This is a genomic window from Burkholderia sp. BCC1993 (genome assembly GCF_905339865.1).
GTDB lineage: Bacteria > Pseudomonadota > Gammaproteobacteria > Burkholderiales > Burkholderiaceae > Burkholderia.
This window is the reverse complement of record NZ_CAJPGZ010000001.1, coordinates 248,480-272,462: the sequence shown is the minus strand read 5'-3', so window position 1 is coordinate 272,462 and position 23,983 is coordinate 248,480. Positions and strand designations below refer to the sequence as shown.

The following is a 23,983-nucleotide window of genomic DNA, read 5'->3' as shown; positions in this document are numbered from 1 at the left end:
GCCCTTCGACCCGGCGCACGATTCCATTCCTGATTCCATCACGACGTGCGGCGCGCGTCGCGTGCGGCATCGTTCCCGGCTTCGCTGTCGCCGCTCCTTTCAAGAACCTTCGATGCGTGACATCGAACGGCCCTCGCTCCACGTCCTCCGCATGAATCCGCACCAATCGCGCGCGTCTGCTATTGCATTCCACGTGCCGCTGATTAGGAAATGAATTTTTATTGGTTCTGCTTCCCCGAGCGCACTCGCATAGTGGGGCTGACGGCTATAGACAGCACGCAAGCTGCACCGGCCGCATTCCCGGCATGTTTGATCATACGAATCTGCGAGAACAAGGAAGCGTGATGACGTTTGCATTGGAAGAACGAACCGCCGCCCAGCAGGCGCTCGAAGACGCCCGCGCGGCGGCCGCAGCGGCGGGCACGCCGTACGCGGGCGGCGTGGCGCCGGAAGCCGCGTGGGCGCTCTTTTCCGCCGGCGACGCATTGCTGGTCGACGTGCGCACCGCGGAGGAACGGAAATTCGTCGGCCACGTTCCGGAGTCGCTGCACGTGCCGTGGGCGACCGGCACGAGCCTGACGCGCAACCCGCGCTTCGTGCGCGAACTGGAAGCGAAGACCGGCAAGGACGCGGTCGTGCTGTTGCTCTGCCGCAGCGGCAACCGCTCCGCGCAGGCGGCCGAGGCCGCGACCAAAGGCGGCTTCACGCAGGTATTCAACGTGCTCGAAGGGTTCGAGGGCGACCTCGACGAACAGCAGCATCGCGGCGGCCGGAACGGCTGGCGCCATCGCGGCCTGCCGTGGGCGCAGGACTGAGTCACGGCCGTTACGGGGAGAAGTCAGCATGGCCGCATTCGATATCGACGACATCGTTCAGTCGCTCCAGACCGTGCGCCGCGCGTGGCGCGAGAAGCAGCGGCGCTCGCTCGAACCGGGCGGGCGCGACCTGCCGGCGCGCGAGGCGCTCGCACAGATCATCGGCGCGCTCAAGGGCGTGCTGTTCCCGATGCGGCTCGGGCCGCCCGACCTGCGGCAGGAGAGCGAGAACTTCTATGTGGCCCACGCGCTCGACGCGGCGCTGAACGCGCTGCTTGCGCAGGTGACGCTCGAGCTGCGCTACGCGGCGCGGCAACGCAACGCCGACGCGCAGATCGACGAAGCGGCCGCGACCGCCGTGCAGGCCTTCGCCGTGCGCCTGCCCGATATCCGCCGGCTGCTCGACAGCGACGTGCTGGCCGCATTCCATGGCGATCCGGCGGCGGGCAGCGTCGACGAAGTACTGCTGTGCTATCCCGGCATTCTCGCGATGATCCACCACCGGCTCGCGCACGAGCTGTACCGGCTCGGGCTGCCGCTGCTCGCGCGGATCATCGCCGAGCAGGCGCATGCGGAAACCGGCATCGACATTCACCCGGGCGCGCGGATCGGCGGCGGCTTCTTCATCGACCACGGCACGGGCGTCGTGATCGGCGAGACCGCGATCATCGGCGAGCGCGTGCGCGTGTACCAGGCCGTCACGCTCGGCGCGAAGCGCTTCCCGCGCGATGCGGCCGGTCATCTGGAGAAGGGGCTCGCGCGCCATCCGATCGTCGAGGACGACGTGGTGATCTATGCGGGCGCAACGATCCTCGGCCGCGTGACGATCGGCCGCGGCGCGGTGATCGGCGGCAACGTGTGGCTCACGCAGGACGTGCCGGCGGGCGCGAACATCACGCAGGCCGTGCTGCGCAGCGAGGCGAATGCCGCGCCGCGCGCGCGGAGCGAGCCGGCCGAGCCGGTGCCCGACGCACAGGTGACGACATGAGCGACCTGATCCAGCACTTCGGCGCCAACGTGCGCAAGCTGCGCGAGGCGCGCACGTGGTCGCAGGAGCAGCTCGCCGAACACGCGGGGCTGAACCGCTCGTACGTCGGCGAGATCGAGCGCGGCGAGGCGATTGCCTCGATCGTCACCGCCGACAAGATCGCGCGCGCGTTCGAGGTGTCGATCTCGACGCTGCTGCCCGGCGTGTACGTCACCTGACGCATTTCGCGTCCTTTCCCGTTCGGTGGTGCCGCGTGACGGCTATAGCATGTTGAGCCGGCAGGTGCGTGCTTCCGATAATCACCCAGCGTCATAAGCAATCCCGTTTTTCATCTTAAGAACCCGGAGCCACACATGTCGACCGTTGCAAGCGGCACGGCCGCGCTGAGCGATCACGCCGCCCGCCAACTAGCGAACGCTACCAAGACCGTCCCGCAGCTTTCCACGATTACGCCGCGCTGGCTGACCCATCTGCTGCAGTGGGTGCCGGTCGAGGCCGGCATCTATCGCCTGAACCAGGTGAAGAATCCGGAAGCCGTGCGCGCCGCGTGCACGCAGCTCGAGGACGAAAGCGTGCTGCCGCAGACCTTCGTGCCGTACGAGGAACAGCCGCGTGAGTATTTCCTGAACGCGGTGAGCACGGTGCTCGACGTGCATACGCGGATCTCCGATCTCTACAGCAGTCCTCATGACCAGATCAAGGAACAGCTGCGCCTGACGATCGAGACGATCAAGGAGCTGCAGGAAAGCCAGCTGATCAACAACCCGGACTACGGGCTGCTCGCGAACGTGACCGACGAACAGCGGATCTTCCCGCTGACCGGCGCGCCGACGCCGGACGACCTCGACGAGCTGCTGACCAAGGTGTGGAAGGAACCGGCGTTCTTCCTCACGCACCCGCTCGCGATCGCTGCGTTCGGCCGCGAATGCACGCGGCGCGGCGTGCCGCCGCCGACGGTCAGCCTGTTCGGCTCGCAGTTCCTCACGTGGCGCGGCATTCCGCTGATTCCGTCGGACAAGGTGCCGGTCGCGGACGGCAAGACCAAGATCCTGCTGCTGCGCGTCGGCGACAAGCGCCAGGGTGTGGTCGGCCTCTATCAGCCGGGCGTCGCGGGCGAGCAGGGTCCGGGCCTGTCGGTGCGCTTCATGGGGATCAACAACCAGGCGATCGCGTCGTACCTGATCTCGCTGTACTGCTCGCTCGCGGTCCATTCGCCGGATGCGCTGGCTGTCCTCGATGACGTCGAAATCGCCAAGTACCATGACTATCCCGACACCTACCGTTAATCCCGGCTCGGCCGGCAGCGACGCGCTCGCGTTGCCGCACGCGCCGCTGCCGGCCGGGCTGCCCGACCCGGCGGCGCTCGCGCGGCTCGCGTCCGAGTTCTTCGCGACGCCGCCCGGGCAGGCCACCGCGCCCGGGCTGTCGGCGGGCAGCGGGGCGGTCGGCGGCGTGCCGTCGGCGTTGCCGGCTGCCGCGCCGATCCTCGCGTCGGTGAGCAATCCGGCGCCGGGCGGCTCGCCGCTCGCGGGGCCGGGCGGCACGGGCACCGGCGTGCCGGGCCTCGCGCTGCCGCAAGGCAAGGCGCCGGGCACGAACCTCGCGCCGTCCGCGCCGACGCACGTGCTGTCGCTCGGCAATCGCGTGCCCGCGCTCGCGCCGCACGCGGCCGCGCAGAACGGGCTGCCCGACAACGCAGTGTCGATCGCGCCCGCGTTCGAGCCGCGCGTCGGCGGCGCGGCGCTCGGCGTGCCGCAGGCGAATGCGGCGGTGTCGGAGGGCGCGGCGCAGGCCGCGCCGGCCGCGTCGCCGTATTACTTCACCGACGGCTCGCGGCAGGGCTGGCAGGCGACGCCGCAGGACATCGTCGTGCCGTCGAACGGCCTCGCGTCGCCGGAAGCGTTCGGGCTGCCGGGGGACGATGCGCTGCGCGAACTGCTCGCCGTGCAGCGCGACGTGCCGGTGTCGCGCGCATCGGGCGGCGAGGTGCCGCGTTATTTCATCGACGATACGCGCGCGGCCGAGCCGCAAGGTCAGTTGTATCGCGGCGCACACCCGCCGTTCGACGTGAACGCGATCCGCCGCGATTTCCCGATCCTGCAGGAGCGCGTGAACGGCAAGCAGCTCGTCTGGTTCGACAACGCGGCGACGACGCACAAGCCGCAGGCCGTGATCGACCGACTCGCGTATTTCTATGCGCACGAGAACTCGAACATCCACCGCGCGGCGCATGCATTGGCCGGCCGTGCGACGGATGCGTACGAGCATGCGCGGGAAACGGTGCAACGCTTCATCGGCGCGTCGTCGCCGGACGAGATCGTGTTCGTGCGCGGCACCACCGAGGCGATCAACCTGATCGCGAAGTCGTGGGGCGTGCAGAACGTCGGCGAAGGCGACGAGATCATCGTGTCGAACCTCGAGCATCACGCGAACATCGTGCCGTGGCAGCAGCTTGCCGCACTCAAAGGCGCGAAGCTGCGCGTGATTCCGGTCGACGATTCGGGGCAGGTGCTGCTCGACGAATACCGGAAGCTGCTCAACGACCGCACCAGGATCGTGTCCGTCACGCAGGTGTCGAACGCGCTCGGCACGGTCGTGCCGGTGAAGGAGATCGTCGAACTCGCGCATCGCGCGGGCGCGAAGGCGCTGGTCGACGGAGCGCAGTCGATCTCGCACATGCGCGTCGACGTGCAGGCGCTCGATGCGGACTTCTTCGTGTTCTCCGGGCACAAGATCTACGGGCCGACCGGCATCGGCGTCGTGTACGGCAAGCGCGCGATCCTCGACGACATGCCGCCCTGGCAGGGCGGCGGCAACATGATCGCGGACGTGACGTTCGAGCGCACGGTGTTCCAGCCGCCGCCGAACCGCTTCGAAGCCGGCACCGGCAACATCGCGGATGCGGTGGGGCTCGGTGCGGCGCTCGACTACGTGAGCCGCGTCGGCATCGAGAACATCGCGCGCTACGAGCACGACCTGCTCGCGTATGCGACGAGCGTGCTCGCGCCGGTGCCGGGCGTGCGGCTCGTCGGCACCGCGCGCGACAAGGCGAGCGTGCTGTCGTTCGTGCTGAAGGGCTATGAGACCGAGGAAGTCGGGCAGGCGCTGAACGAAGAGGGCATCGCGGTGCGCTCCGGGCATCACTGCGCGCAGCCGATCCTGCGGCGCTTCGGGCTCGAGGCGACGGTGCGGCCGTCGCTGGCGTTCTACAACACGTGCGATGAGGTCGATGCGCTCGTGAGTGTCGTGAGAAGGCTGGCGGCGCGGCGCTGAGACGCGCGGCATGCAAGAAGGCCGCTTGCGACTCCCGGCAACGGGGTGTCGCAAGCGGCCTTTTTTCGTGGCGCTGCGGGAGCGCGACGGCGCTCAGCGCCCGGCCAGCATGCGCCCGCCGAGCCCCATCAGCAGCAGCCCGGCTGTCGTGTCGAGCACGGCCTTGCGTCGAATCAGCAGCCGGCGCACCGACGGATGCGATGCGAGCAGCGCCATCGCGCAGTACCACGCGCCCGATATCCCGATCGACAGCGCGACGACCGTAAGATCGAGCCACACCGGCGTATGCGCCGGCACCATCAACGCGAAGATACTGCCGTAGAACGCGACGGATTTCGGGTTCGTCATGCTGACTACGTAGCCCTTCTTCGCGGCCTGCCAGTCGGAGGACGCGGCCGGCGCGGACACGGCGAGCGGCTTGCGTGCGCTCAGCACCATTTTCAGGCCGAGCCAGATCAGGTACGTGGCGCCTGCCAGTCGCAGCGCGGTGTGCACCCAGGCAACGTGGGTCACGAGCAGGCCGAGGCCGGCAATCGCGATCGCGGCCCAGGTGCCCGATGCGGCGGCGAGGCCGAGCCCGGTCATCACGCCGGCGCGGCGTTGCGCGACCGCGGTGGACGTGACGATCACGAAGTTCGGGCCCGGGCTGGCCACGCTGAGCAGCAAGACGCCGGCGAGCGGCAGCAGGGTGTTGATGGTGGTCGACATGGCGCGGGCGGCGAAGCGGCGGAAGGAGCGTTCATCTTACCCCGGCGTGCCGTCGACGGCGCCACGCGGTCGTTTCGGCACCGGCCGGCGAGCGTGCGCCGCACGCCGCCGTCATTGTTGAGCGCGTTGGAAAGGTGCAATCCGGAATCGGCAATAGGTGCCGCGAATATGACCGATTATTCTCCCGAGCGCAGTACCGTCCGCCGGCCGCAAATGCTGTCGGACTGCTTACAAAATCAATCGCTCAGGGAGGCCTTTCATGAACCGCATCGTCGTATCCGGTGGTGTCGGCGCGGTGTTCGCCGTAGCAGCGGCATCACCCGCCTTTGCGCAGAGTTCCGTCACGTTGTATGGCCTCGTCGATACGGCGATCCGCTATCAGACGAACGCCGGCCCCGACGGCCGGGACCTGATCGGCATGACGGTCGGCCCGGAAACGCACAGCCGCTGGGGCTTGCGCGGCAGCGAGGATCTCGGCGGCGGCCTCGCGGCGATCTTCCGTCTCGAGAACGGCTTCGAGCTCGGCGACGGCAGGCTGCACGTCGCGAACACGCTGTTCAGCCGGCAGGCATACGTCGGCCTGTCGAGCAACCGGTACGGCTCGCTGACCTTCGGCAATCAGTACGCGCCGCTGTACGACACGATGGGCGACGTGTTCGACCCGATGACCGTCGGCGATTACTGGCAGGACAGCTGGGCGTACAACGGCATCGGCAACTACCTGACGGTGCCGAACTCGGTGAAGTACAAGTTCTCGACCAACGGCTTCAGCGTCGATGCGATCTACGGGTTCGGCAATCATGCCGGCGCGATGGGTCTCGACAGCACGTACGGTGTCGAGCTGACCTACGCGCAAGGGCCCGCGTCGATCGACGCCGGCTTCCAGCAGACCTCGGTGTCGTCCGTGAACGGCAGCGCGGTCAACGGCGCGAAGGTGAACTTCCTGCACGTGAGCGGTGCGTACCAGGTCACGCCGTCCGTGCGTCTGCTGGCCGGCTGGCTGCACGGGCAGGACAAGACCGGCACGACGGACTTCAACATGCAGCAGGCCGGCGCGCCCACGCTCGGTGGCGGCAGCCCGAATCGTATCGACGATACGTTCTACGTCGGCGCGAACTGGCAGGCCACCGCGCCGCTGCTGATCACGGTGGCCGGCTATTACGGCCACGCGCGCAATGCGGAGCGGCTCGACGGCACGCTCGGCTCCGGGATCAACTACTCGGCGACGGTGCTGGCCGAATATGCGCTGTCGAAGCACACCGAGGTATACGGCACGGTCGATTTCGCGCGCGGCAACGGCGCGTTCGCGGCCGACTATCCGGGTGCCACCAACCGGCTCACCGGCAAGGTCGACCAGATCGGCAGGACCAACAACGTCGGGGCCGCGATCGGCCTGCGCCAGATGTTCTGACGACGGCGCACGCGGCGTTCGCGCATGAAAAAACGCGTGGCGACCGGTGCCGCCACGCGTCGTGGATCGAAGCGCGGTCGCCCGGTTCGGGCGGCCGCGCATAGCGGCGTCAGAAATCGAACCCCGGCCCACCGGCACCCGGCCCGCCCGGCACAGCGGCCGGCGCCGCATCCTTCGGTGCTTCGAACACGGTCGCGTCGGTCGTCAGCAGCAGCCCCGCGACCGATGCCGCGTTCTGCAGCGCCGTGCGCGTGACCTTGGTCGGATCGAGCACGCCCGACTCGACGAGGTCGCCGTATTCGCCGGTCTGCGCGTTGTAGCCGAAGTTGCCCGCGCCTTCCGCGACCTTCGCGACGACCACGCTCGCTTCCTCGCCCGCGTTCGTGACGATCTGGCGCAGCGGTTCCTCGAGCGCGCGCAGCACGATCTTGATGCCCGCGTCCTGGTCGGCGTTCGTGCCCTTGACTGCACGGATCGCCTGCCGCACGCGGATCAGCGCGACGCCGCCGCCCGGCACGATGCCTTCCTCGACGGCCGCGCGCGTCGCGTGCAGCGCGTCGTCGACGCGGTCCTTCTTCTCCTTCACTTCGATCTCGGTCGCGCCGCCGACCTTGATCACCGCGACGCCGCCCGCGAGCTTCGCCACGCGTTCCTGCAGCTTCTCACGATCGTAGTCGGAGGTCGCTTCCTCGATCTGCACGCGGATCTGCTTCACGCGTGCCTCGATGTTCTTCGCGTCGCCCGCGCCGTCGATCACCGTCGTGTTTTCCTTGCCGACTTCGATGCGCTTGGCCTGGCCGAGTTCGGCGAGCGTCGCCTTCTCGAGCGTGAGGCCCGTTTCCTCGGCGACGACCTGGCCGCCGGTCAGGATCGCGATGTCTTCCAGCAGCGCCTTGCGTCGATCACCGAAGCCCGGCGCCTTGACCGCGACCGTCTTCAGGATGCCGCGGAGGTTGTTCACGACCAGCGTCGCGAGCGCTTCGCCTTCGACGTCTTCCGCGATGATCAGCAGCGGCCGGCCCGACTTCGCGACCTGCTCCAGCACCGGCAGCAGGTCGCGGATGTTCGAGATCTTCTTGTCGTGCAGCAGGATGTACGGGTTCTCGATCTCGGCGATCTGCTTGTCGGCGTTGTTGATGAAGTACGGCGACAGGTAGCCGCGGTCGAACTGCAGCCCTTCGACGACGTCGAGTTCGTCGGCGAGCGACTTGCCGTCCTCGACGGTGATCACGCCTTCCTTGCCGACGCGGTCGATCGCCTCGGCGATGCGCTGGCCGATCGATTCCTCGCCGTTCGCGGAGATCGTCGCGACCTGCGCGATTTCCTTGCTGGTGGTGGTCGGCTTGCTGATCTTCTTCAGCTCGTCGACGGCCGCTACCACCGCCTTGTCGATGCCGCGCTTCAGGTCGAGCGGATTGAGCCCGGCCGCGACGTATTTCTGGCCTTCACGCACGATCGCCTGCGCGAGCACGGTGGCCGTCGTCGTGCCGTCGCCGGCGGCGTCGCTGGTGCGCGACGCGACTTCCTTCACGAGCTGCGCGCCGATGTTCTGCAGCTTGTCCGCGAGTTCGATTTCCTTCGCGACCGACACGCCGTCCTTCGTGACGACGGGCGCGCCGAAGCTGCGTTCGAGCACGACGTTGCGGCCCTTCGGCCCGAGCGTGACCTTCACCGCGTTCGCGAGAATGTTGACGCCTTCGGTCAGCTTCGCACGTGCGACGTCGCTGAAAATGATTTCCTTCGCTGCCATGATTTGCACTCCGTTATTGATTGACGACCGCGACGATGTCTTCCTCGCGCAGCACGAGGAATTCATTGCCGTCCACCTTGACCGCCTGGCCCGCGTACTTGCCGAACAGCACGCGTTCGCCGACCTGCAGGTCGGGCACGATGCGCTGGCCGTCCGCGTCCTTGCGGCCGGGGCCGACGGCGATCACTTCGCCCTGGTCGGGCTTTTCCGCGGCGCTGTCGGGGATCACGATGCCCGAGGCGGTGGTGGTTTCCTGGTCGAGTCGCTTCACGATGACCCGGTCGTGCAAGGGGCGTAGGCTCATCTGTCCGTCCTGTTCTGTTGTGTCGAAATTGGCTGGCACTCTTTAGCAGAGAGTGCTGACGAGTATAAAAACGCGTGACGGCGCGATCCAATAACGGATTCGGAAATGCATTTGCGTGGATGCGCTATGGACGCGCTTGCCGCGACGATGCAGCAAATGCATCGATTCCGGGAAAGCATTCGCGCCGTCATGCAAAGCACGTGCAGCCGGCTATTGCGCGTCGGCCTGCTGCGCGGCCGGCGTGCAAACCGGGCGGATCGTCGCGCCGGCGAGCACGCGCTTCACGAACGGAATCGAGTCGGCAAGCGATGCGTTGACGGTGCCGTTGTGTTCGCGGCCCGCATACAGGTGCGCCTCGACCGTCGTGCCCGCCGCGCACGCATCCTTCGCGAGCGCGAGTTCGAGCGGTGCGAGCCCGTCGTCCGCGCCCGCGCCGATGAAGACGGGCGTGGCGATCTTCAGCGTCGGATATTTCAGGTATTCGTCCCACCACGCCTTCAGACGCGCATCGCCGCCCGGCTTCACGGCGTTCGCGTGGGTGAGGTGCGCGAGCGCCGCATCGTCCTCGAGCGACGCCAGGCAACCGATGCGCGCCTGTTCGAGGATCGGCAGCGCGGTGTCGGTCAGCACTTCGTCCGCGCGCAGCGACGAGTCGATCTGCTGCGCGGACAGCACCGAGTAGAACTGATACGCGAGCGTAGGATCGACGCGCTCGGGATCGCGCCGGTACGCGGTTTCGAACTTCGGGAGCGACGCGAGCGTGGCGCGAGACGCGTTGTAGATCGTCCCGGTCGCGACGGTCGCGCGGATCGCGAGTTCCGGTGCATAGACGGGTGCGTAGCCGGCCGCCGCGAATACGGCCGAGCCGCCCTGCGACTGGCCGACGAGCACGACTTCGTTCGCGAGGCCCGGCACACCGCCCAGCACCGCGCGCACGCTGTCGAGCAGCGTGTAGCCGTTCGAGCGGTTGTTGAGCTGCGGATTCGGGCCAGGCGTGCCGAGCCCCTGATAGTCGGTCGCGACGACCGCGAATCCTTGTTGAAGCCATGCGTTCAGGTAGCGCACGTCGCGATACGAGCGGCCGAACCACGACGGCGCGCAGATGTCGGCCATCCCGAACGTGCCGTGTGCCCACGCGACGATCGGCCAGCCGCCGGCCGGTGGCGTACCGCGCGGCACGAACAGCGCGCCCGATACGGCGATCGGCGCGCGGCCGCCGACGCCGTCGGTCGACGCATACAGGATGCGCAGTTGCCGTCCGGCGCTCGCGAGCCCGAGCGTCGCGGGCAGCGCTTCGGTGCGCAGCAGCACGCCGGGCGTCGCCGGAACGTCGCGGTCCCACGTGTAGAAGGAGGATACGCGACCGTCGCCCTGCAACGGATCGGGCGCGGGAACGCGGCCGGACGAAGCCGCATGCGAAACGAGGGACGGCACGGCGAGCGCCGAAACCAGCAGCGTGCGCGCGGCGAAGCCGCGCAGGGTGAGGAGCGTCATGGTCGGATGGAGGTCGGTGAGATCGGATCGGACGCGCCGGGCAGTGCCCGGCGCGGGCCGACCACGACGCAAGTTTTGAACCAGCGCGGGCGCAGCGCGAGTGCAGCGCGGGCGCGGCACGCGCGGCGTGCGGCACGACGGGGAAACGCCTGCGCGCGGCGTGCAGCGCGCGCGGGCGCCGCTGCGTCTCGCGCAGCAATCCGGGCTCGCCTGTTGTTGCTCCCGCAACAGATGCCGACGCACGGATCGCGCCGCGCGGTTCGTACGCGGCGCGCACACGGCACGCACACGCGGTGGCGCACGCATGCGACGCTCGCGTGCCGGGCTGGCACGATTGCTGCTGATCCGGTTGCCGTGCGTCGCGGCGTTGCGACGCGAGCCCATCCGTCCACCCGATCAAGGAAACCGTACTCATGTCCGTCACCCAAGCCATCGACAGCGGCGAACTCGTGGCATTCGTCGAGCGCGCCGCGCGCGAATTCGCGCAGGCCGCGCGCGTGCTGAAGGAAACGCGCACGCTGTCCGCCACCAACACGTTCCAGGCGTTTCAACGCGTGCCGGGCACGGAACTCGTCGTCGCGCTGTCGGCGCCGAGCCCGTGGGCCGCGTCGCAGGAAATCCAGCCGGTCGTCGTGACGCTCGACGGCGACGTGCTGCACGGCGATGCGCGCGCGGGCGCCAACGGGCCGCGCTACGCGGGCGTATTCCGCGAGGTACCGGAAGTCGACGTCGTGATTCACGTGCACGGCCCGTACCTCGGCGCGTGGGCGAGCGCGCATCGTCCGCTGCCGATCCGCTATGCGCCGGCCGCGCGCTACACGAGGGCCCGCGAGATTCCGGTCTATGTCGATCGCCGTCCCGGCGAACCGCGCTTCATCGTCGACACGATCCGCCGCGACCCCGAAGTACCGGCGATCATCGAGGCGAACGGCGGCGCGACCTTCTGGGGCAAGTCGATCCTCGACGTGTCGAAGTACATCCTGATCCTCGAGGAAGCCGCGTATTTCCAGGCGCTTGCGGAACCGCTCGGCGGCTCGCTCGAATTCGGGCCGGGCGCGCTCGAGCAGCAATGGAAGATGACCGGCCTCGCGTGACATCGTTTGAACTCAAGCGGCGGCCGGCGCAATCCGGCCGCCGTCATACCGATAGCTCGATGAATTGGTTCGTGGCCGGCGCGCACCTTGCTATCGTCGAACCTCCCCCGTTCAACACGCCGGTCGTGCCATGGCCATCTTCAGCTTGCCGGACCCGACTTCGCATGCGATCACGATCCGTGCGAAGGCACTGACGTTCGACGATCCCAAATCGCGGGTGCTGCTCGAACGCATCCAGCTCGTCGCGCCGAGCGATGCGACGGTGCTCGTCACCGGCGAGAGCGGCACCGGCAAGGAGCTGATCGCGCGCCTCGTGCACGCGTTGAGCGAGCGCCGCGACGGCCCGTTCGTCGCGATCAACTGCGGCGCGTTCTCGGAGACGCTGATCGAGAGCGAGCTGTTCGGTCACGAGCGCGGCGCGTTTACCGGCGCGATCAACAGCCAGCCAGGCTGGTTCGAATCCGCGAATCGCGGCACGCTGTTTCTCGATGAAGTGGGCGACTTGCCGCTGTCCGCGCAGGTCAAGCTGCTGCGCGTGCTGCAGGAGCGCGAGGTGACGCCGGTCGGCTCGCGCAAGACCGTGAAGATCGACGTGCGGCTCGTTGCGGCGACCAACGTCAATCTCGAAGCCGCGGTGCGCGCGGGCAATTTCCGCGAGGACCTGTACTACCGGCTCAACGTCGTGAAGCTGAGCCTGCTGCCGCTACGCGAGCGGCCCGGCGACATCGCGCCGCTGATCGAACACTTCATCGACACCTATGCGAAGCGGCTGCGCGTGGCCGCGCCGACGCTGACGGACGCCGCGCGCGCACGGCTGCACGCGCACGCGTGGCCCGGCAACATCCGCGAACTCGAGAACGTGATCCACCATGCGGTGCTGATCTGCGCGGGCGGCGCGATCGACGTCGGCGACCTGCAGTTCTCCGCACTGTCGCTTGCGCCCGATACCGCCGACGCGCACGGCGCAACTGCCGCGCCGCCGCGCCGCGCACGCGATGTGGCGGAAGCGACCGACGCGCTGCGCCACGCGGTGGTCGAATTGCTGGATCTCGGCACGCCGGCGCTGTGGCAGCACATCGAGGACACCGTCTACCGCAGCGTGTTCGACTACAGCGAGCACAACCAGCTGCGCATGTCGCGCCTGCTCGATCAATCGCGCAACATCGTGCGCGCACGGCTCGCGCAACTCGGCATCCTGAAGCCGCGCGAGGCGGGTGGAGCGGGCGACGCGGGCGACGCCGACGCGCGGCTGCGCCGTCAGGCGTGATCGCGCCAGCGCAGCGCGCGCTGCGCGATCCGCTCGCATAGCGCACTCATGCCGACGGCCAGCGCCGTCACGCCCAGCACGCACACGAGCAGCACGTCGGCGCGCGCGCCGGCCTGCGCGTTCTGCATCAGGCTGCCGATCCCGGCCCCCGTGTTGAACAGCAGCTCGCTGCTGGTCGCGGTGATCCACGCGAACGGCACGGCCTGCAGCACGCCCGCGAACAGGTCGGGCAATGCGCCCGGAATCAGCACGTCGCGCCACAAGCCGATCCGGGTCAGGCGATACGACTGCGCGAGTTCGACATAGCGCGGATCGACGCGGCGCAGCCCGTCGAAGCTGGCGGTGGTCATCGGGTAGAACGCAGCGAGCGCGATGATGAATACCTTCGCGAATTCGCCGGTGCCGGCCCACAGGCTCAGCAGCGGAATCAGTCCGAGCAGCGGCACGTAGCGCAGCGCCTGGAAGGCCGGCTCGGCGAGCTTGCGCGCGAGCGGTGAACGCGCCATCGCCGCGCCGAACACGAGCCCGAACGCGACGCCGACCCCGAGCCCGAGCGTCGTGCGGCGCAGGCTCGCGCCGAGATCGGTCACGAGTTCGCCGCTGCGTGCGAGTTCGACCAGCGCGGCGCCGACCTGCTGCAACGGCACGAACGCGTATTGATGAGCCGCGTCGCCGGACGACGCGTATTGCCATGCGGCAACCAGCAGGGCCGGTACGACGAAGCCGCGCGCGCGGCGGCGCAGCGGGGCGAACGAGAAGGCGCGGGTAGCGAAGGTCATGCCGAAGCGTATCCAGTCAGGGTCAGCGTGCGGGCGTCTGCCAGCGCAATGCGTAGCGCTGCACGAGCGCGATCGATCGGTCGAGCGCGAAGCCGATCAGCCCGATCGCTGCGACGTCGACGAGCACCACGTCGAGCCGCAGCATCTGCCGGGCAAGTTCCATCATCTGGCCGATCCCGCTGTCGGCGCTGAGCAGTTCGACCGCAACGAGCGCGAGCCACGCGCGCGCCAGCGCGATTCGCACGCCGGTCAGCAGCGGCGGCAGCGCGGCCGGCAGCAGCACGTCGCGCAGCAGCGCGAAGCGGCCGATCCCGTAGTGGCGCGCCATCTCGACGAGATCGCGCGGCGCGTCGTGCACGCCCGTGTATGCGGCCAGCGCAACCGGGAAGAACACGGCCTTGCCGACCACGACGAGCTTCAGAGGTTCGTCGACGCCGATCAGCAGGATCAGCAGCGGAATCAGCGTGAGCGTCGGCACCTGCCGCAGCAGGTCGAACGTCGGCCGCAGATAGTCGGAGAACAGCCGGCTGCGCGCGAGCAGGATGCCGAACGCGGCGCCGCCCGTCGCGCCGATCGCGAAGCCGAGCGCGAGGCGATGCAGCGTGATCAGCAGGTTGTCGCGCAGTTCGCCGGTGTCGAGCAGCGTGCGCAGCGTCGCCGCGAGGCGCTCGGGCGGCACGACGAGCTGCGGCGGAAACCAGCGCTGCGCGCTCGCGAGCCACCACAGCGCGGCGAACGCGACGGGCGTGATCCACCACAGCGCATGTTCGCCGAGCCGCGCGATGCCGGGCAGGCGGATGGCGCGCAAGCCGTTCGGCGCGAGGGCGCGCATCGGCATCAGCGGCTCGCGACGCGCGCGGCGTCGGCGCGCCAGTAGCCGTCGAGGCCGAGCTGCTTGAGCGCGGTCGACACGAAGGTCGGCGCGAGCAGTGCGTTCACGTCGACCGGCACGGAAGTCAGGCCGGCCTGGCGGCTGTATGCGATCACGTCGCGGTAGTGGCCGGTCAGCGCCGGCGTGAAGAGCGGCGTCCATTGCTCCTTCCACGGCGTCGATTCGTCCGCGTATTCGCGGCGGACGATGCTTTCCGGCTGGCCGGACGCGCTCAGGATCTTCACGTACGCGTCGCGGTTCTGCGGCTGCGAGATCCAGTGCGCGGCACGTACGTAGGCCGTCGCGACGAGCTGCGTGATGTCGGGGTAGCGCCGCACGAAATCGTCGGACGCCCACAGTTCGGCGCGCATCTTCCAGTCATCGGGCGCGGTCTTGGTCGACCAGATGATCTTGCCGACCTGCTTGTCGACGAGCGAATACGCGTCGGACAGCGTGAACAAGCCGTCGACGCGGCCGGCCGCGACGGCCGCCGCGCCGGCCTGCGGATCGAGGTTGTAGATGCGGAAGTCGGACAGCTTCAGCCCGTTCTCGGCGAGCAGCTTGCCGAACGTGACTTCCCACGGCCGGCCGCGGTTGAGCGCGATGCGCTTGCCCTTGAGGTCGACGATCGATTTCGCAGTCGAGCCGGCCGGTACGACGAGATACGTGTTGCTGCCGACGCCGCCGGGCACGATCAGGCGCGTGTGCGTGCCCGATGCGTTGACGACGACCGACGGCAAATCGCCGTAGCCGGCGAAATCGATGCTGCCGTTCGTGAATGCCTCGTTGACGAGCGTGCCGACCGCCGCAGTCGACACGGGCACCCATTGCAGCTTCACGTGCCGTGCCGCCAGCGCTTTTTCAAGCGACTTGTCGGCGTCGATCAGTGCGGAGGCGCCCGCGTATTGCGTCTTGCCGCCGCTCGAATACGCGACGACGGCGATGCGCACGACCTTGGGGGCGTCTTCGGCATGCGCGGCCGGTGCCACGAGCGCTGCCGCGGCCAGCGGCAGCGCGGCGAGCAGCGCGCGTAGCGGGCGGTGCAGCGAAGCGAGGGAGAGCGTGTGTTTCATGATGGTCCCGGACAGTGAACGGTAAAGGGGCTCATGCGCGCTTCTGCAGCGACGGCCGCAGCACGTCGGCGAGCGGGCGCGGGTCGATCCAGTCGGCGACATCGAAGTCCGCTTCCAGAAAGCCGTGGGCATGCAGGAACGTCTTGAACTCGTCGAGCGCGGCGATCGATTCGTCGTCCAGATTGACGCCGAGATGGCGGTGCAGCTGGTTGCCGTACGCGGCGCGCACCCAGTCGATCGACGACGCGGTTTCGCCGGCCACGTAGTGTGCGGTTTCGTCGGGATGCGCGCTCGCCCATTCGCCGGCGGCGACCACGAGCTTCAGGAAGCCGGCGACGATGTCCGGATGGTTCGCGAGCACGTCCGCGTTGACGGTCAGCGGGCGCGGCGTGCCGTTGTTGTTGCGGATCGAGCGCTCCGGATGAAAGCCGATGTCGATCACGACGTGCGCGCCGATCAGTTGCGCGATCTCGAGGCCCGTCGAGCCTTTCACGTAGATCGCGTCGACTTCGCCGCGCAGCAGCGCGCCGGCTTCGGCTGCATACAGTGCGCGGCTCGAGAAGCCTTGCGGCGACGCGAACAGGTTCGCCGCGCGCGCCGGCCCGACGGCCTGCAGCGTGCGGGCGCGCACGTCGACGAGTTCGACGTCGCGCGTGGTCAATCCGTCGAGGCTCAGCGCATTGACGAAGCCGCGCAGCGCCGACGCGCGAAAGATGTCGATGCGATCGTCGGGGCGGCTCGGAATCGCGATCCGGCGCCCGCGCAACGCCTTCACGGAGCGGATGCCCGACTCGGGGCGCGCGAGGATCAGCTGCGATTCGTCGACCCACGACAACCCGATCACGCGCGTATTCGCGTCGTTCGAGCGCGCCCACATCGCGGGGATGCTGCCGCCCTGGCGAAACGACTGTGCAAGCGTGTGGTCGCTGATCGACGACACGTCGTGTCGCGTGGCGCCGCGCGGCGAGCGGATCGCGACGCCGTCGGCCGACGTCTCGCCGTTGAGCCAGCCGAGATGCACGGCGATGCCGAGCGGCGTCGGTACCGGCGATCGGGCGTACCAGAACGTCTGCTGCTTGTCCGATGACGAATCGGGCCTGTCTGTCATGTGTGAGATTCCCCTGTCTGGGTAAGCGTGGTCGAGGCGCGGTGTCGCACGCGCGGGCCGTTCCACGTTGCAAGTTCCGGGCCAGTGAGCGGAAACGGCCGAGCGGCAAGTGCAGCGGGCGTCGCGCGCGATGCATGGCGCGTCGGCCGACGCATCGCCTGTTGCGTGAGCAACAGTCGCATCGAGCGCTGTTGCGCATGCAGCACCGGTGCGGCCGGTGCAGCAGCACGGCGCCGGCTCGTGTTCGTGATGCCGTGAACCTCGGGCGGGTTCCTGCCGTTTGCCGCCGACGCCCGGCCCGCAAGGCGTCGCGCGCGCTCGTCGGTCGCTTCGCAGGTCGGCGAGCGAGCGCGTTGGCACACCGCGTGCTTAACAGCGCTGCATACGCGCGGCACGCCGGTGCCGCACGCAATCCGAACGGGCCGACAAGGAGAATCCCGATGGCTGTTGAATTTCTGTGGCGCCTGCCGATGCACGGCGACGGCAGGCGCGCACACGACCTGCATACGCGCGGCGAATGGAACCGCCAGCGCGCATCGCGTGTTGCGCCGAAAGTCGACGACGACGATTTCGGCTACATCGAATACCTGTCGCAAGTCGCGCGTGCGGCCGATATCGCCGGCTTCCACGGCGCGCTGATTCCGATCTTCCGCTTTACCGAGGAGCCGTGGGTCGTCGCGGCCGCGCTGGCGCGCGAGACGCGCCGGCTGCGGCTGCTGATCGCGCTGCAGCCGCATTTCGTGCATCCCGTCTATGCGGCGCAGATGGCCGCGAGCCTGCAGCGGATCAGCCGCGGCCGCGTCGAGTGGAACGTCGTCACGGGCGGCGGCGGTCCCGACCAGCGCGCGTACGGCGACTTCATCGATCACGACAGCCGCTATGCGCGCACCGACGAATTCCTCGACGTCGTGAAGGGCGTCGCGGCCGGCGCGCCGTTCACGTTCGACGGTCGTTTCTATCGCGTCGAAGCCGGCGGGCTGCTGCCGCCGCTGAGCGGCCAGACGCCGCCGCGGATCTATCTGGCCGGCGCGAGCGATGCCGCGCTCGCGGTCGCCGCGAAGCACGGCGACGTGCATCTGAGCTGGGGCGAGCCGCTTGCGAAGCAGAAGGAGGTGATCGATGCGGCGCGCCGCGCGCTCGACCGCCAGAACGCCGAGCGCGACCTGCGCTTCGGCATGCGCATCGACATTCTGGCCCGCGAGACCGAGGAGCAGGCGTGGGCCGAGCTGCGGCAGATGTTCGCGACCGTGAGTGCGTCGACGCACAACGGTTTCGGCGGGCGCGGCGAGTCGGAATCGGTCGGCGCGAAACGTCAGTTCGCGCTGCACCAGGGCAACACGCAGCACTTCGACGACCTGATCGTCGGCCCGAACCTGTGGGCCGGGATGTCGCAGATTCGCGGCGGCCCCGGTTGCGTGATCGTCGGCAGCCACGAGCAGGTAGCCGAGCGGCTGGCGGAATACGTCGACATCGGCGTCTCGACGTTCATCCTCGCGAGCAACCCGCATCTCGAAGAGGCGTACCGCGTGGGCGAGGAAGTGCTGCCGCTCGTCGACGGCGCGCTGAACGCACGCGGCACGCAGGCGACGCTGCGCGTGGCCGGCGCCTGAGCGCGGCGGCAGGCCTGCGCATTCAATCGACAAGGACACTCACCATGACGACACTCGCTGCGCAGGCTACCGCCTGCGACGCACTCTGGTACACGCGCTGCCCGGTGCCGACCGCGCTCGGCATCGCCGTGCATCGCGGCTGGTTCGACGAGGAGTTCGGGCCGGACGGCATCGCGCTGCACTCGCTGCAGGAGACGGCCGACGCCGGCAAGCGCGAATCGCATTTCGATCACAGCCTGCCGCACTCGTTCCGGCAGGGCGGCAACATTCCCGCGCTGTGGGCACGGGCTCGCGGCGCCGATACGCGCGTGATCGGCCTGTCGTGGACCAACGAATTCCAGGCGATCGTCACGCTGCCCGAGCGCGGCATCCGCACCGCGCGCGATCTGCGCGGCCGGCGGCTCGGGTTGCCGCGTCATCCGATCAGCATCGACTTCTGGCGCGCGGCCGCGTTGAAGGGGTTCCTGAGCGCGCTCGAACTGGAAGGGCTCGGCCACGGCGACGCCGAATGGGTCGACCTGCCCGACACGCACGAGCGCCGCACCGGGCCCGCGTCGTTCACGCGCGGCCCGCACGAGTACGGGCTCGAGATCGCGGCACTCGTGCGCGGCGAGGTCGACGCGGTGTTCGTGAAAGGTGTCGAAGGGCTCGAAACCGTGCACCTGATCGACGCGCAGGTCGTCATCGATCTCGGCGCGCACCCCGATCCGCTGGTGCGGATCGGCAACGGAACGCCGCGCACGCTGACCGTCGATCGCGCATTGATCGATGCGCGCCCCGATCTCGTGAGCCGCTTCCTGTCGGTCGTGGTCGGCGCGGGCGACTGGGCCGCGCGCCATCCGGCGGAGACGGTCGCCTATATCGGCCGCGAAACGCGCGCGTCCGACGAGTGGGTGCGCTACGCGTACGGCGCGGACGTGCACCGGCATCTGGAAACGGGGCTCGCGCCGACGTCGATCGACGGGCTGATCGCATTCAAGGATTTCCTCGTCGAATGGGGCTTTCTCGAACGCGATTTCGATGCGCGCGCATGGATCGATCCGGCGCCGTTCACGCAGATCGACCGGCATCGCCATGCGTGGGTCGCGTAGCGCGCCGCGGCGCGTCATTGCAAGGAGTCGAACATGACAGGACTGGCGATCGAATACGGCGTGCCGCCGGCGCGCCGGCACGCGGCGCGCACGGCCGCCGCGGTTGCGGTGCCTGCAACACGGCTGCCGCCTGCGGTGCCGCCTGCGCGCAAGGACGTGCGGCCCGCGCAGCCGGGCGGATGGCGCGGCGCGGGCGCGATTGCGCTCGCCGTCGCGGCGCTGCATGCGGGCATCGCGCTATTGGCGGCGCGTGCGCCCGCCGAACCGCCCGTGCAACCGCCGAGGCCGCTGCCGATGACGGTCGAGTTGACGCGGCCGCCCGAACCGTTGCCGCAGGCCGCACATCCGCCGCCGCCGGTCGTGCCGCCGAAGCCGTTGAAGCAAGCGCCGACTCCGCCGAAGCCGCGCGCGGCCGTTGCGCATCAGGCGGCCGCTCCCGCTGTCGTGCCACAGGTGGCGCGCGAAGCATCGACTGCTGCACCGACACAGGTCGCCGCAGCGCCTGCCATCCCGAACCCGGCGCCCGTCCCCGCCGCGCCGGCCGCACCCGTGCGCGAATCCGCGCCGATCGGCGACGTGGCGTATCTGCGCAACCCGGCACCCGACTATCCGGCGTTCGCGCAGGACCAGGGCTGGGAAGGGCGCGTCGTGCTGCGCGTGCACGTGCTCGCGAACGGCACGCCCGATTCCGTCGACGTCCGCACGAGCAGCGGCCGCCGCGTGCTCGACAACGCGGCGGTGGCCGCCGTGAAGCGCTGGACGTTCGTGCCCGCGAAGCGCGGCGACGAAGCGGTCGACGGCTGGGTCAACGTGCCGATCGATTTCAAGCTGGGCTGACCCGCCGGGCGGCTCGCCACATTTTTCAAGGAACTCACATCATGACCGGTATCCCGACCACCTTCATCGTCCAGGGCGCGCTCTGGCTGCTCGTCGTCTTCTCCGTCGTCACGTGGACGCTGATCGTCGTGAAGGCGATCCAGAGCCTGCGGTCGAGCGCGCGCAACCGGCGTTACGTCAGCGCATTCTGGGCCGCGAACAGCTTCCATGACGCGGCCGCGCTCGACGGCGCGAACAGCCCGGTCGGCGAACTCGCCGCGACGGGCTTCGACGCGCTGCGGCGTGCCGACGAGAGCAGCGCGCACGATCTGGAACACAGCTGGAGCCGCCACGACCTGCTCGAACGCCATCTGCGCCAGCAGATCCACAATGCGCGCCGGCGCGAGGAAGCGGGGCTCGCGGTGCTCGCGTCGATCGGCAGCACCGCGCCGTTCGTCGGCCTGTTCGGCACCGTGTTCGGCATCATCCATGCGCTGACCGCGATCACGCACAGTGCGTCGGCGAGCATCGACGTCGTCGCCGGGCCGATCGGCGAGGCGCTCGTCGCGACCGGGATCGGCATCGCGGTCGCCGTGCCGGCCGTGCTCGCGTACAACTTCTTCGTGCGTCGCGTGAAGGCCGCGTCGGCCGATCTCGATGCGTTCGCGACCGACTTCGTCACGCTCGCGCAGAAGGCCGGCTTCCGCGTGCCGGCCGCCGCGCCTGCTGCCGCGCCGGCACGCCGTTCCGACGACACCCGCCAGGAGGCGTTCGCATAATGGCCTTCTCGTCCTCTTCCGACAACGACGACGTGCTCAGCGAAATCAACATCACGCCGCTCGTCGACGTGATGCTCGTGCTGCTCGTCGCCTTCATCGTCACCGCGCCGCTGCTCAACAACGCGGTGCACGTGAATCTACCGAATACCGTCGCTACCGCGCCGGCCGACCGCAAGCCGAACGTCACCGTGAGCGTCGACGCCAAGGGCATCGTGTATCTCGACAAGCGCGCGGTCGCGCTCGACACGGTGCCGGCCGAGCTGGCCGCGCTGAAGGCGGGCCGCCCCGACGTCGCGCTCGACCTGCAGGCCGACGAGCACGTGCCGTACGGCACGGTGGCGAAGCTGATGGCCGCGATCGAGCACGCGGGCATCACGCGGCTGTCGGTGCTCACCGCGCCGCGCGGCTGACGCGTCTTTCAAGACTTCTTTTGCGAACGTATCCATGAGCACCACGGCTTCACACAACGTTCAGTCGATCTGGTACACGCGCTGTCCGGTACCGACGCCGCTCGGCATTGCCGCGCATCTCGGCTGGCTCGACAGCGAATTCGCCGGCGACGGCATCACCGTACGCGCGTTGCAGGAAAGCCAGCACGCGGCGCTGCATCACGCGCACGTCGATCATTCGCTCGACAACGCGTTCCGGCAGGGCGGCAGCATTCCCGCGCTGTGGGCGCGCGCGTCCGGCGCCGACACGCGGGTGATCGCGCTGACCTGGGTCGACGAGGCCCAGGCGATCGTCGCGCTGCCGGAAGCCGGCCTGACGCGGCCGAAAGACCTGCGCGGGCGCCGCATCGGCCTGCCGCGCCGCGACGGCGAGCGCATCGACATCTTTCGCGCGGCGGCGCTGCGCGGCTTCGTCAGTGCGCTGTCGCTCGACGGGCTCGGCCCCGGCGACGTCGAATGGGTCGACGTACCGGCGTCGAACCTGCGCGCGCCGGTGTCGACCCCCGTGACCCGCGACGCGGCATTCAGCCATCCGGCGAGCCTGTCGAGCCGGCGGCTCTATGCGGCCGAAGCGGCCGCGCTGGTGCGCGGCGACGTCGATGCAATCTACGTGAAGGGCTCGCTCGGGCTCGAAACCGCGCACCTGATCGGCGCGCAGCCGGTCGTCGACATCGGCTTTCATCCCGATCCGCAGATCCGCATCAACAACGGTTCGCCGCGGCCGCTGACCGTCAATGCAGCGACGCTCGAGCGCCATCCCGACATCGTCAGCCGTTTCCTCGCGCGCGTGACCGATGTCGAAGGCTGGGCGCGCGAGCACGAAGAGGAAGTGCTCGGCTATCTCGGCCGCGAGACGGGGTCGGGCCACGACTGGCTGCGGCTGGCTTATGGCGCGGACGTCCACCGGCGGCTGCGCACGGATCTCGACGAAGCGTCGATCGCCGCGCTCGACGATTTCAAGCGTTTCCTGGTCGACTGGCGGTTCCTGCCCGCCGACTTCGACGTGCGCGCGTGGATCGACCGGCGTGCGCTCGACGGCATCGCGACACCGTTTCGCGACGCCGCGCGGTGAGCGTCCCGGCACGCGTCGCCGACGCATGGCGGCGCGAGCGCTTCACCGGCGGCTTCATGCTGCTCGCGCTCGTGAGCGGCACGACGATCAGCATGGCGCAGCTCGCGACGACGTTGTATGCGCTGGCACTCGGCGTCGACAGCGCGCGGCTCGGCGTCATCGCCGCGATGGAGCCCCTCGGCATTGCAATGATGACCCTGCCTGCCGGGCTGCTCGTCGCGCGCTACGGCGCGCGGCGCGTGTACTTCGCCGCGAGCATGGGGCCGATGCTGCTCAATCTCGTCGTGCCGTTCACCGGCGCGTGGCCGCTGATCGCGCTCACGCAGGGGCTGATCGGGCTGTGCATCCCGTTCCGGATCGTGTCGATCAACGGCGTATTCCTTGCGCGTCTCGCGCAGATCGGCCTCGCACGCGCGGGCTGGTATCGCGCGGCCATGTCGGTCGGAACCGGCATGGCGGGGCCGTGGCTCGCGAGCTGGCTGATCGGCGCGCACGGCGCGGTCGCGACGTTCTGCGCGGCGTCGGCGAGCTTCGCGGGCATGGCGTTGTTCAGCCGGATGCTGCTTGGCGACGTGGAGCCGCCGCCGCGCCGCGCACAGCATGAAACGGGCTGGCTGCGCGCGCTGCTCGCGCTCGCGTGGAGCCACGACGTGCGCGAGCAGCTCGTGCTGGAGGCCGTGAACAGCGCGACACGCTCGCTCGTCGGCACATATACGGTGGTGCTCGCGATTCAGTCGCTCGGACTGTCGCAGACGCGCGCCGTCGCGCTGCTGACCTTGCAGGGTGCCGTTGCGGTGATCGCGTTGTTCGGGCTCGGCAATGTCGCGCAGCGGATGACTGAGCGCCGTTGCCATGCGCTCAGTCTCGCAGGCGGCATCGCCGGGCTGCTCGCGCTCGGCCTCGCGCGCGACGCGTGGATCGTCGGCGCAGGGCTCGCCGCGCTGTGCGCCGGGTCATCGCTGCTGCATCTCGTCAACATGCAGCATCTGGGCCGCCACCCGGCCGACAAGAGCCAGGTGTCGAGCCTGTACAACCTCGCGTCGATGGCCGGCGCGTTCTGCGGCCCGCTGGCCGGCAGTGCGCTCGTGCCGGTCGTCGGGTTGCCGGCCGTGTTTCTGTGCTGGCTGCCGGTGGTCGTGCTGGTGGCGTTCGCGCTGCGGTTCGCCGGGGGCCGTCGCGGTGCGGCGCTGCCGCTGCCTGAAAAGCTGTCCTGACGATCTTCGGTGCCGGT

Annotated in this window: 23 protein-coding genes; 15 read left to right on the top strand and 8 right to left on the bottom strand. The window is 69.2% G+C overall.

Annotated elements, in window-relative coordinates; all coding sequences use genetic code 11:
* Positions 1-344: 344 nt before the first annotated feature.
* The 5 genes from U4Y91_RS01250 to U4Y91_RS01230 all read left to right on the top strand — a co-directional run bounded on the left by U4Y91_RS01250 (position 345) and on the right by U4Y91_RS01230 (position 5,076).
* Positions 345-815 carry a rhodanese-like domain-containing protein gene (locus U4Y91_RS01250; protein WP_321802702.1) on the top strand — a complete coding sequence of 157 codons (471 nt, stop codon included), beginning with the start codon at positions 345-347 and terminating at the stop codon, positions 813-815.
* Positions 816-843: 28 nt separating this feature from the next.
* Positions 844-1,803, top strand: coding sequence for a serine O-acetyltransferase EpsC (gene epsC / locus U4Y91_RS01245; RefSeq protein WP_321802700.1), 960 nt, complete (start codon positions 844-846; stop codon positions 1,801-1,803).
* A complete protein-coding gene (locus U4Y91_RS01240; protein ID WP_006761984.1) occupies positions 1,800-2,021 on the top strand; it encodes a helix-turn-helix domain-containing protein in 222 nt (73 codons plus the stop codon). Before epsC ends, U4Y91_RS01240 begins: the two co-directional genes overlap by 4 nt.
* Before the next feature lie 135 nt (positions 2,022-2,156).
* Positions 2,157-3,089, top strand: a complete 933-nt coding sequence (locus U4Y91_RS01235; protein WP_034205507.1) for a family 2A encapsulin nanocompartment shell protein — start codon at positions 2,157-2,159, stop codon at positions 3,087-3,089.
* Entirely contained in the window at positions 3,064-5,076 is a 2,013-nt protein-coding gene (locus U4Y91_RS01230; protein ID WP_321802699.1) for a family 2A encapsulin nanocompartment cargo protein cysteine desulfurase, read from the top strand. The genes U4Y91_RS01235 and U4Y91_RS01230 overlap by 26 nt, the downstream gene beginning before the upstream one ends.
* A gap of 93 nt (positions 5,077-5,169) precedes the next feature.
* Here the strand turns inward: U4Y91_RS01230 and U4Y91_RS01225 are convergent, their stop codons facing one another.
* The gene (locus tag U4Y91_RS01225; RefSeq protein ID WP_321802698.1) at positions 5,170-5,784 is read right to left on the bottom strand and encodes a LysE family translocator; all 615 of its coding nucleotides are present in this window, start codon (positions 5,782-5,784) and stop codon (positions 5,170-5,172) included.
* Between the two features lie 259 nt (positions 5,785-6,043).
* On the opposite strand from U4Y91_RS01225, the gene U4Y91_RS01220 reads away from it, so the two are divergent.
* Positions 6,044-7,195, top strand: a complete 1,152-nt coding sequence (locus U4Y91_RS01220) for a porin (RefSeq protein WP_321802697.1) — start codon at positions 6,044-6,046, stop codon at positions 7,193-7,195.
* 109 nt (positions 7,196-7,304) lie between these two features.
* Here the strand turns inward: U4Y91_RS01220 and groL are convergent, their stop codons facing one another.
* The 3 genes from groL to U4Y91_RS01205 all read right to left on the bottom strand — a co-directional run bounded on the left by groL (position 7,305) and on the right by U4Y91_RS01205 (position 10,743).
* A complete protein-coding gene (gene groL / locus U4Y91_RS01215) occupies positions 7,305-8,945 on the bottom strand; it encodes a chaperonin GroEL (RefSeq protein WP_321802695.1) in 1,641 nt (546 codons plus the stop codon).
* 13 nt (positions 8,946-8,958) lie between these two features.
* Positions 8,959-9,249, bottom strand: a complete 291-nt coding sequence (locus U4Y91_RS01210) for a co-chaperone GroES (RefSeq protein WP_011356207.1) — start codon at positions 9,247-9,249, stop codon at positions 8,959-8,961.
* 210 nt (positions 9,250-9,459) lie between these two features.
* Positions 9,460-10,743, bottom strand: coding sequence for a lipase family protein (locus U4Y91_RS01205; protein WP_321802693.1), 1,284 nt, complete (start codon positions 10,741-10,743; stop codon positions 9,460-9,462).
* Between the two features lie 413 nt (positions 10,744-11,156).
* Here U4Y91_RS01205 and U4Y91_RS01200 point away from each other — a divergent pair, with 413 nt between their 5' ends.
* Together U4Y91_RS01200 and U4Y91_RS01195 are read left to right on the top strand one after the other, a co-directional pair.
* On the top strand, positions 11,157-11,837 hold the full coding sequence (locus U4Y91_RS01200; protein ID WP_044847311.1) for a class II aldolase/adducin family protein: 681 nt from the start codon (positions 11,157-11,159) through the stop codon (positions 11,835-11,837).
* Positions 11,838-11,967: 130 nt separating this feature from the next.
* Complete coding sequence (locus tag U4Y91_RS01195; RefSeq protein ID WP_321802691.1) at positions 11,968-13,104, top strand: sigma-54 interaction domain-containing protein; 1,137 nt, start codon at positions 11,968-11,970, stop codon at positions 13,102-13,104.
* Here the strand turns inward: U4Y91_RS01195 and U4Y91_RS01190 are convergent.
* From U4Y91_RS01190 to U4Y91_RS01175, 4 genes are read right to left on the bottom strand one after another with little or no spacing between them, the layout of a single operon-like run.
* Entirely contained in the window at positions 13,095-13,883 is a 789-nt protein-coding gene (locus tag U4Y91_RS01190; RefSeq protein ID WP_321802690.1) for an ABC transporter permease, read from the bottom strand. The genes U4Y91_RS01195 and U4Y91_RS01190 overlap by 10 nt on opposite strands.
* Positions 13,884-13,905: 22 nt before the next feature.
* Entirely contained in the window at positions 13,906-14,721 is an 816-nt protein-coding gene (locus tag U4Y91_RS01185) for an ABC transporter permease (RefSeq protein WP_321802689.1), read from the bottom strand.
* On the bottom strand, positions 14,721-15,827 hold the full coding sequence (locus tag U4Y91_RS01180; RefSeq protein WP_321802688.1) for a PhnD/SsuA/transferrin family substrate-binding protein: 1,107 nt from the start codon (positions 15,825-15,827) through the stop codon (positions 14,721-14,723). The genes U4Y91_RS01185 and U4Y91_RS01180 overlap by 1 nt, the downstream gene beginning before the upstream one ends.
* A gap of 31 nt (positions 15,828-15,858) precedes the next feature.
* Positions 15,859-16,935, bottom strand: a complete 1,077-nt coding sequence (locus U4Y91_RS01175; protein WP_044847306.1) for an ABC transporter substrate-binding protein — start codon at positions 16,933-16,935, stop codon at positions 15,859-15,861.
* 440 nt (positions 16,936-17,375) lie between these two features.
* Between U4Y91_RS01175 and U4Y91_RS01170 the strand changes: the two genes are divergently transcribed.
* Genes U4Y91_RS01170 through U4Y91_RS01140 form a run of 7 tightly spaced genes read left to right on the top strand, consistent with a single transcriptional unit; the run spans position 17,376 to position 23,966 of the window.
* On the top strand, positions 17,376-18,545 hold the full coding sequence (locus U4Y91_RS01170; RefSeq protein ID WP_321802686.1) for an LLM class flavin-dependent oxidoreductase: 1,170 nt from the start codon (positions 17,376-17,378) through the stop codon (positions 18,543-18,545).
* Between the two features lie 44 nt (positions 18,546-18,589).
* Positions 18,590-19,636, top strand: a complete 1,047-nt coding sequence (locus tag U4Y91_RS01165; protein ID WP_321802684.1) for an ABC transporter substrate-binding protein — start codon at positions 18,590-18,592, stop codon at positions 19,634-19,636.
* Between the two features lie 33 nt (positions 19,637-19,669).
* A complete protein-coding gene (locus U4Y91_RS01160; protein WP_321802681.1) occupies positions 19,670-20,473 on the top strand; it encodes an energy transducer TonB in 804 nt (267 codons plus the stop codon).
* Positions 20,474-20,514: 41 nt separating this feature from the next.
* Positions 20,515-21,231 (top strand): MotA/TolQ/ExbB proton channel family protein, encoded by a 717-nt coding sequence (locus tag U4Y91_RS01155; protein ID WP_044847302.1) that lies wholly within the window; start codon positions 20,515-20,517, stop codon positions 21,229-21,231.
* Positions 21,231-21,641 carry an ExbD/TolR family protein gene (locus tag U4Y91_RS01150; RefSeq protein WP_124521955.1) on the top strand — a complete coding sequence of 137 codons (411 nt, stop codon included), beginning with the start codon at positions 21,231-21,233 and terminating at the stop codon, positions 21,639-21,641. The genes U4Y91_RS01155 and U4Y91_RS01150 overlap by 1 nt, the downstream gene beginning before the upstream one ends.
* A gap of 34 nt (positions 21,642-21,675) precedes the next feature.
* Positions 21,676-22,752: an ABC transporter substrate-binding protein gene (locus U4Y91_RS01145; protein ID WP_321802679.1), complete on the top strand. Its 1,077-nt coding sequence runs from the start codon at positions 21,676-21,678 to the stop codon at positions 22,750-22,752.
* Positions 22,749-23,966, top strand: a complete 1,218-nt coding sequence (locus tag U4Y91_RS01140; RefSeq protein WP_321802677.1) for an MFS transporter — start codon at positions 22,749-22,751, stop codon at positions 23,964-23,966. The genes U4Y91_RS01145 and U4Y91_RS01140 overlap by 4 nt, the downstream gene beginning before the upstream one ends.
* Positions 23,967-23,983 lie beyond the last annotated feature (17 nt).

Bases quoted from the DNA above. Each gene is read 5' to 3' on its own strand.
- U4Y91_RS01160 (WP_321802681.1), top strand. From the start codon at position 19,670: ATGACAGGACTGGCGATCGAATACGGCGTGCCGCCGGCGCGCCGGCAC.
- U4Y91_RS01220 (WP_321802697.1), top strand. From the start codon at position 6,044: ATGAACCGCATCGTCGTATCCGGTGGTGTCGGCGCGGTGTTCGCCGTA.
- U4Y91_RS01230 (WP_321802699.1), top strand. From the start codon at position 3,064: ATGACTATCCCGACACCTACCGTTAATCCCGGCTCGGCCGGCAGCGAC.
- U4Y91_RS01200 (WP_044847311.1), top strand. From the start codon at position 11,157: ATGTCCGTCACCCAAGCCATCGACAGCGGCGAACTCGTGGCATTCGTC.
- U4Y91_RS01185 (WP_321802689.1), bottom strand. From the start codon at position 14,721: ATGCCGATGCGCGCCCTCGCGCCGAACGGCTTGCGCGCCATCCGCCTG.
- U4Y91_RS01205 (WP_321802693.1), bottom strand. From the start codon at position 10,743: ATGACGCTCCTCACCCTGCGCGGCTTCGCCGCGCGCACGCTGCTGGTT.
- U4Y91_RS01235 (WP_034205507.1), top strand. From the start codon at position 2,157: ATGTCGACCGTTGCAAGCGGCACGGCCGCGCTGAGCGATCACGCCGCC.
- U4Y91_RS01175 (WP_044847306.1), bottom strand. From the start codon at position 16,935: ATGACAGACAGGCCCGATTCGTCATCGGACAAGCAGCAGACGTTCTGG.
- groL (WP_321802695.1), bottom strand. From the start codon at position 8,945: ATGGCAGCGAAGGAAATCATTTTCAGCGACGTCGCACGTGCGAAGCTG.
- U4Y91_RS01180 (WP_321802688.1), bottom strand. From the start codon at position 15,827: ATGAAACACACGCTCTCCCTCGCTTCGCTGCACCGCCCGCTACGCGCG.
- U4Y91_RS01210 (WP_011356207.1), bottom strand. From the start codon at position 9,249: ATGAGCCTACGCCCCTTGCACGACCGGGTCATCGTGAAGCGACTCGAC.
- U4Y91_RS01150 (WP_124521955.1), top strand. From the start codon at position 21,231: ATGGCCTTCTCGTCCTCTTCCGACAACGACGACGTGCTCAGCGAAATC.
- epsC (WP_321802700.1), top strand. From the start codon at position 844: ATGGCCGCATTCGATATCGACGACATCGTTCAGTCGCTCCAGACCGTG.
- U4Y91_RS01170 (WP_321802686.1), top strand. From the start codon at position 17,376: ATGGCTGTTGAATTTCTGTGGCGCCTGCCGATGCACGGCGACGGCAGG.
- U4Y91_RS01225 (WP_321802698.1), bottom strand. From the start codon at position 5,784: ATGTCGACCACCATCAACACCCTGCTGCCGCTCGCCGGCGTCTTGCTG.
- U4Y91_RS01155 (WP_044847302.1), top strand. From the start codon at position 20,515: ATGACCGGTATCCCGACCACCTTCATCGTCCAGGGCGCGCTCTGGCTG.
- U4Y91_RS01145 (WP_321802679.1), top strand. From the start codon at position 21,676: ATGAGCACCACGGCTTCACACAACGTTCAGTCGATCTGGTACACGCGC.
- U4Y91_RS01190 (WP_321802690.1), bottom strand. From the start codon at position 13,883: ATGACCTTCGCTACCCGCGCCTTCTCGTTCGCCCCGCTGCGCCGCCGC.
- U4Y91_RS01165 (WP_321802684.1), top strand. From the start codon at position 18,590: ATGACGACACTCGCTGCGCAGGCTACCGCCTGCGACGCACTCTGGTAC.
- U4Y91_RS01250 (WP_321802702.1), top strand. From the start codon at position 345: ATGACGTTTGCATTGGAAGAACGAACCGCCGCCCAGCAGGCGCTCGAA.
- U4Y91_RS01240 (WP_006761984.1), top strand. From the start codon at position 1,800: ATGAGCGACCTGATCCAGCACTTCGGCGCCAACGTGCGCAAGCTGCGC.
- U4Y91_RS01195 (WP_321802691.1), top strand. From the start codon at position 11,968: ATGGCCATCTTCAGCTTGCCGGACCCGACTTCGCATGCGATCACGATC.